The sequence below is a fragment of the Paenibacillus harenae DSM 16969 genome, from assembly GCF_000422465.1.
Lineage (GTDB): Bacteria > Bacillota > Bacilli > Paenibacillales > Paenibacillaceae > Pristimantibacillus > Pristimantibacillus harenae.
This window is the reverse complement of the sequence record NZ_AULV01000016.1, coordinates 205,193-212,320: the sequence shown is the minus strand read 5'-3', so window position 1 is coordinate 212,320 and position 7,128 is coordinate 205,193. Positions and strand designations below refer to the sequence as shown.

Genomic DNA, 7,128 nt, shown 5'->3' with positions numbered 1-7,128 from the left:
TGATGCAATCCTTCACTCGGACCAAGGGGTGCACTACACCCATCCTGTGTTTCAACAGAAAGTAAAGAATGCGGGGTTCACACAATCCATGTCTCGCAAGGGTAACTGCTGGGATAACGCACCCATGGAGTCCTTCTTTGGTCATATGAAAGATGAGTTAGATTATGAGGACTGCCAAACCATAGAAGAGCTTCGTCAAAGAGTTAACGAATACATCCTAATGTACAACACATCTCGCTATCAATGGGGATTAAAAAAGATGACTCCTGACGAATACAGGAGCCATCTACTTTCAGCTTAGCACTTTTTATTAAGTGTCCACAAACGGGGTTACAGTTCAGGAATCCCTGCACCGCCATTATTTCGTATTTCACCTTTTTTAAGTCGAAAAACAGCCTCTTTTGTTCATTGCGTCTAATCTTTCATCCTCGCCAGCAGCTGCTCCAGCCAATCCTTGTCGTTTCTGATCGAGCGGTAAACGTGATCGACGATCGTCACGCTATTTGAGCTTATTGTTTAAACAAGTCACCGGCAAATCATTAAAGCAATACGCTATAAAATTACGCATGGACAGAGCGCGAATGCTGCTGGAAGAGACGACCTTGAACATTTCTCAGATTGCAGAAGCCGCCGGATAAGAATTCGCCATCAAGCGGGTCGGGAATCGATAAAGCCCTAAAATGATGTTAAACAATCCCTCAAACAAATCCGCGCAAGAAACTCCGTCAACGATACCGTACATATCGGCTGAGCAACGAGCTCTATATGGTCTAACGGTTGCTATAATCGTTATTCGCCCCAAAAAGCCGTTCTTGAAAACCTAACGGTTATAATCACCGCTATCTGCGCTATCATTAACCGAACTCATTAGAAAACAAGGAAATAGCATCTATGACAAACGTTAAATCATAAAAGAGACTAAAATCGGCGAATTAACGGTAATGGCAACCATTAGAAAAACTATTCCCCCTGAAAATGGACAGCAATTTGCTGTCCATTGTTTATTTCCTAAGCTGATGACACAATTAAGCTTCGTTACCGGTTGCTCCTTGGTAATGATGCGTATGTGGTCTCATGCCGTTTACGGTCGTAAAACCCTCAAAATAATGGATATGCCCACCACCCGGAACATCAATAGCTGGACCTGTAACCCCTTGTAAAACATGAGTGTGACCATGATTTACTGATGTTACGGTATGATAACGGTGAACATGGGGGACGCCTGTTAGGGCTGGCTCGGTAACACCCACATATTGATGGACGTGTCCATCGTCATATGAAGTTACACCTGAAAAAGGATGAACGTGATAAACGGGACGACCGTCCCAAGAAGTAATGTATAGACCATGGGAATGTTCATCCCCTAGGTCATTTGAATGGAGAACGAAACCTTTAACAGGGATTTTTTTCAATGCAGCAGCTCCTCTATAAGTGGTCTTGATCTTAAATTATGTCAAGTCGTCTATATATGCCCTAGGTATTAGCCGATTGTTAAGCGTTGTTCCAGCACATATTGTCACTTATTCGGAAGAATAATTAGTTAGGCGATGTAGCGGATGGACAAAATGAAAGAGCTGTCGCTCACTGTTCCATGTAGGACCGGAGTGACAGCTCCTTTCTGCCTTGGAGTATATCGGTGATTTACGGTGCAAAGGAGAAGTATTTTTCGTCCCCACTGCGTTCCCAATCTCGAAAATGACCTGATCGATACGCTTGGACAGGAACTGGCGTTGTTAACAGATTTCCCTTCCGTCCAAGACGCACGGTCCTGCCTTCTAAACGTTTAAGACAGCCCTTGCCTCTACTTGCCTTTGCTTATCCTTCCGTCTCCGCGCTCGCCTCGACGATTGCGACTCCCCAGCGGTCCAGCTCGATCCGCTCTCCCGCGCGAATCTGCCGGTCTTCCAACAACTCCGTACCGCTCCCGTACGGATAGAAGAACGATACCGGCTCGTCCGAATAATTGAAGTAGTACCGGATCGTTCGTCCCGACTCATTTGTTCCAGACTTCATGATCAGAGGGAAGCGGAGCTCTTGTTCGGGGCCCCACAATCCCGCGGCCCTACCGGCTCGCTCCAACACTTTCCCCATAACTTCGGCACTCGGCAAGCAGCCGATATAAGTCGCGGTGCCTTTGCCGTAACGGTTCTCGGTAATGGCCGCATAAGCGCCCCAGTGCGGATGATCGTACCGGGCGAGGACTTCCGCCGTCGTCGGCGTAAGCAGCTCCATCCAGACGTTAACGCCGTTATGCTCCGCACCCGCCCCGAACGGGTCTCCCTTGAGAGAAACCTTCTTCGGTTCGACGAACTGGCTGTATCGAACGCCGCAAACCTCCCCGATATAACCGGGCTGAACATCGGTCCGGACCTTGATATGCTCGTTGGTGAATCCACTCCTGAACGTATATACGACGTGTCCGCCGTTCTCCACGTATTGGTTCAAGCGAGAGAGCAATTCGTCCGACGCCGCATACAGCGAGGGCACAGCGATCAAGTCATACTGCTCGAATGAATCCGATCCCGGATGCAAAATGTCGCAACCGATGTTCATCTCGTATAGCCGGTCGTAGATGAGGCGGACGATGTCATTGTAATCGACTTTCCCGCCGGGGAACGAGAACCACTGCAGCGCTGTCAACGCTTCGTTGCTGACAAGCACGGCCGCACGGTTCTTTTTCTTCAAGTTGACCAGCTTCGGGGACAGCCGAGCGAAATCGCGTCCGATCGTTACCGCCTCTTCATAGGTTGGATTCGTGCCCATGTCGTGACTGAGCAAGCCTTTCCAATACGTCTCGATCGAATTGTGAATCGAATGCCAATGCCAGTATTCGACCATATTGGCGCCGGAGGCCAGATGGCTGAACGCTTGAAGCCGCAGCTGTCCGGGATAGGGCGTCCAATGTGCAAAAGCTTGCGCTTGCGTCTCCAGCACGAAGTAATTCGTCCCTTTGAGCGAACGGGCAGAGTCGCCGCAGAACGAAATTTCTTTACCGGTCAGCTCGTCTTGCGAAGGGTGATAAATGTCAACCCCCGCAATGTCGAGCGCTCCCGCCGCGGAGAAGTGGTCGACGTCCGGCTGCACGCCGAACGAACCGTCCTTCCACCCGAAGTCGAAGTTATGCGTGACGAATTGATCCGGACGCTTGTACTCGTTCACGATCGATGTCTGCCAAGCCAGAAATTCGGTGACGAGCTGCCGTTGGAAACGGGCGAACTCCGCGCCCAAGCTTCCGTTGATCGTGCCGGCGACGGACGGGAAGTCCTCCCAGCTGTTGATCCGGTTACTCCAATAATCGAGTCCGAACTCCTGGTTCACCTGCTCCAACGCGCCAAATTTGTTCTTCATGTATTTAACGAACCGATGCTGCACGTTCGAACCGCTCGTACGGTAATGCTTCGTCTCGTTATCGACCTGATAGCCGATGACGGCGGGATGGCCGCATACATGAGCGATCAGCTTGCGTATGATGCGTTCGGCATAGAAGAGATACGTCGGGTTCGCGATGTCCATAATTTGCCGGGCACCGTAACGGCCGGGACCGTCCGGTGTGACCGCCAGCACATCGGGATGTTCCTTGACCATCCAGGTCGGAACCGCATAAGTAGGCGTTCCGACGATAACGTGAATCCCTGACCGGTGCATGGCGTCAAGCACCCGGTCTACGCTGGAGAAATCAAAGACGCCGTTCTGCGGCTCGTGAGTGCTCCATGTCGATTCCGCAATGCGGACGAGGTTAATACCTGCCGCTTTCATCATTCGGATATCTTCGTCAAGCCGCTCATATGGCATATATTCGTCGTAATAGGCCACCCCATAAAGCAATTGTTGCATCGTTCTACTCTCCCTTGTTTACCGATCGAACGGTATCGATTTTGTATATTTCCGGTGAAACGGAACTCCCTGCCCGTTATGCGACTCCTCCATTTTAGAGGATATCCGGACTTGAATAAATGACAAAATCATGCGACTTCTGTTAAAATAATGTCATTGATGTCATAAATGTTCGCAAATATGACGATCAATGTGATTGATGTATTGCAATATATTGCGTTTAAGGAGATGCTCATGCGCGAACACATCTTTCTTCCCAAACCGTTATTTCCTAGACACGTTTGCTATCCGGATTTTATCGGCGGTTATAGCGAATATCCCGAGCATACCGTGAAACGTGAGTACCGAACCACGGAGAACAATCTGGATCGCTGCTATAATTTACACATCGTTCTTGACGGTAAAGGCTACCTGCTCACCGAAGGCAAGCGTTATGAATTAACGAAAGGACAGGGCTTTTTATACGGACCCGGCATGAGGCAAAGGTACCACTCCGATACCTATGAGCCTTGGAATATCCGATGGATTCATTTCTTCGGGGATCGACTCGAGGAGTTGTTGGATGGTAAAGGATTGGACGAACCATGGCTGTTTGCCCTATCGAATTTGCCCCCCATCGAGGCTTTAATCGATAAATTGCTGACTATTGGGCGGACGTACCGGATCGAGGACGAACACCGGATTGCCTCCATGTTGTACGAACTCTTGACCCGGCTGCAGACAACGTCTGACCGGCTGAACGTACCCGTCAATCAAGCCGCCGATAAAATCCGTGCCGTCGCAAACTACGTGCGTGCCCACAGCGGCCAGCAATTCTCCATTGAGCAAGCGGCAGCCCTCGCCGGATACAGCACGCATTACTTCAGCCGCAAATTCGGGCAGACGTTCGGCAAGTCCTTTCCGGATTTTCTGTTAGAATCACGCTTGATCCATGCCAAGCGTCTCCTTGCTTCCACTCAGTTATCCGTCAAGCAAATCGCGCTGGAAACGGGCTTCTCTCAGGCCAGCTACTTCAGCTCTTGTTTCCGGCGCCTCGAAGGGATGACGCCCATACAATTCCGAAGCATTCACAAACTCGGTGACCATTAATAATACCAATCCGCCTAGTAAAGAATACTAGACGGATTGGATTCATCATGTTCCATCGGTTACGTTCCTCTTCTATAATGTAACGGAACAAATCCGGTGACTGACTTGAATACCCTACCAAAATGCGTAACACTGCCGAAGCCTACCTTCTTGGCAATCAGATTGACCTTCATCGAGGATTGTTCCAATAGTTTCTTCGCTTCCTTGATTCTGACGCTGTTCAAATACTCCACGAACGTAAATCCAGTCGCTTCTTTAAAAAAACGGCTTAGATAATAAGGGCTAACGTAGAATTTCTCTGCCAGCAGATACAGCGACAGTTCCTGCATATAATGGCTGTTGATATAACGGACAACTTCCGAGATTCTTTCATGCATGGGGCTTGGAGATTCCAACAGCTCTGTGCTGTTCTGCTTGACATGCCGGCAGCATATCATAAGCAGCTGCAGAGCCAAAGTCTGCGAGTACATCTCGAAGCCCGGCTTCTTATCCTGCATCTCCTGAATGATACGGTGTGAAAGCGCCTCTATGGAGAGCCTGTCGTGCAGAGAACATTTTACGATGATGTACTCCTGCTCAAACAAAGGATGAAGAACGTCCATATAGGAAACACCCGTCGAGGCCATTTGGTTCCCATGAATATTTACAATAAGCCGCTCATGCTCGGGCATATCCGTATTAGTGGTCCGATGCAGGATATTCGGAGCGATTATGACGATATCCCCCTCATGGATCACAATCGTCCTTTCCTTAATAAAAAACTCCCGTTTACCGGACATTAAATAGAAGATTTCGTAGGTACTATGAAAATGGCTGGCCGGCATATGATGACTTGGCGCCTTCCGGTAGGATACCGAGAAGGTCCTCTCGCTGTTATCGAATTGAAGATCACCCATCCGATTCCACGCCTCTCATTGGATTTCTTTTTATTATACTGCAAGATATGAGAAGTTTTCGTATATATCTGCAAAAAATGTACATATCCTTCGTGATACTATTTCCTTAAGCCTAAGAAGGAGGAATCAATATAATGAATTCTTCAGGAACCAATTCCAAGAAGCACTTACTAGAGACTGTAGAGACACTACTCCCCATTCAATGGGCCGAGAAGGCTTGCGAGGCGTTGATGTCTACATTTGAGCCGGAACAACTTCCGCCGGACCGATTCCATTATCATCAGGGAGTCTTTCTGTCGGGTATGGAGAAATGCTGGCGGGTAACCGGCGACGATAAATATTATGATTATATCAAACGGTGGGTAGACAGCCAGGTTCTCGCGGATGGCAGCATTAAGAAACACAAACCTGATGAATTGGATGATATTCAGCCGGGCGTGCTTCTTTTTAACCTGTTTGAGCAGACGGGGGACGAACGGTACAAGAAAGCTTTGTATAAACTTGTGCCGCTCTTAAAATCATGGCGGACCAATGAGTCGGGCGGGTTCTGGCATAAGGGGCATCTTCCGAATCAGATGTGGCTGGACGGGTTATATATGGCTGGACCGATCGCCGTCCAATTCGGAAAGACATTTGGCGAAAGCGAATATTTTGACATGATGACCTTCCAGGCGATCCTAATGGAGAAGCATACCAAGGACCCGGGCACCGGCTTGCTATACCACGGGTGGGATGAAACCAAAACCGCAGATTGGGCCGATCCCGTTACAGGCCTGGCTCCGGAATTTTGGGGCCGCGCGATCGGCTGGTATCCTGTCGCCCTTCTGGAAATGTTCGAATACCTTCCAGAGGATCATAAGGATAAAGCGACGCTGACAAGCATCCTTCAGGATCTGCTCATCGCCTTGACCAAATACCAGGATGTTGCCACCGGTTTATGGTATCAGGTTGTCGACAAGGCAGACCGACCGGATAATTGGCTGGAAAATTCCTGTACCGCCTTGTATGTTCATGCCATTGCCAAAGCCGTGCGGTTAGGCTATTTGGACGATAAGTATTTGCCATATGCCTGGAAAGGCTATCAGGGCGTAATAGACACGCTGAAGTTCGATGGAGACGGCAACGTGATTATCGGCCAAATCTGCATCGGCACAGGAATCGGAGACTACGCCCACTATATTGCACGTCCTACCAGCGAGAATGATCTGCACGGCGCAGGCGCTTTTATTCTCATGTGTGTGGAGATGAGTCAGGCTTCATATCCTTCGTAAAATAACGATAGCAATAGCGGAGCCAATTTTTATCGGGA

Annotated in this window: 7 protein-coding genes; 4 read left to right on the top strand and 3 right to left on the bottom strand. The window is 49.1% G+C overall.

The genetic code is table 11. The features are described 5' to 3' along the window. On the top strand, positions 1-301 hold a 301-nt coding region (locus H581_RS0104715; protein WP_028609021.1), incomplete at its 5' end, for an IS3 family transposase. 202 nt (positions 302-503) lie between these two features. Continuing rightward, a complete protein-coding gene (locus H581_RS39565; RefSeq protein WP_084134466.1) occupies positions 504-638 on the top strand; it encodes a helix-turn-helix domain-containing protein in 135 nt (44 codons plus the stop codon). A gap of 387 nt (positions 639-1,025) precedes the next feature. Here the strand turns inward: H581_RS39565 and H581_RS36915 are convergent, their stop codons facing one another. After that, complete coding sequence (locus H581_RS36915; RefSeq protein WP_084134465.1) at positions 1,026-1,412, bottom strand: YmaF family protein; 387 nt, start codon at positions 1,410-1,412, stop codon at positions 1,026-1,028. Between the two features lie 403 nt (positions 1,413-1,815). After that, positions 1,816-3,834: a beta-galactosidase gene (locus H581_RS0104710; RefSeq protein ID WP_028609020.1), complete on the bottom strand. Its 2,019-nt coding sequence runs from the start codon at positions 3,832-3,834 to the stop codon at positions 1,816-1,818. A gap of 234 nt (positions 3,835-4,068) precedes the next feature. Here H581_RS0104710 and H581_RS0104705 point away from each other — a divergent pair, with 234 nt between their 5' ends. Continuing rightward, entirely contained in the window at positions 4,069-4,923 is an 855-nt protein-coding gene (locus H581_RS0104705) for a helix-turn-helix transcriptional regulator (RefSeq protein ID WP_028609019.1), read from the top strand. Between the two features lie 59 nt (positions 4,924-4,982). Here the strand turns inward: H581_RS0104705 and H581_RS0104700 are convergent, their stop codons facing one another. Further along, positions 4,983-5,819: an AraC family transcriptional regulator gene (locus tag H581_RS0104700; protein ID WP_028609018.1), complete on the bottom strand. Its 837-nt coding sequence runs from the start codon at positions 5,817-5,819 to the stop codon at positions 4,983-4,985. Positions 5,820-5,953: 134 nt separating this feature from the next. On the opposite strand from H581_RS0104700, the gene H581_RS0104695 reads away from it, so the two are divergent. Continuing rightward, entirely contained in the window at positions 5,954-7,090 is a 1,137-nt protein-coding gene (locus H581_RS0104695; RefSeq protein ID WP_051250457.1) for a glycoside hydrolase family 88/105 protein, read from the top strand. Positions 7,091-7,128 lie beyond the last annotated feature (38 nt).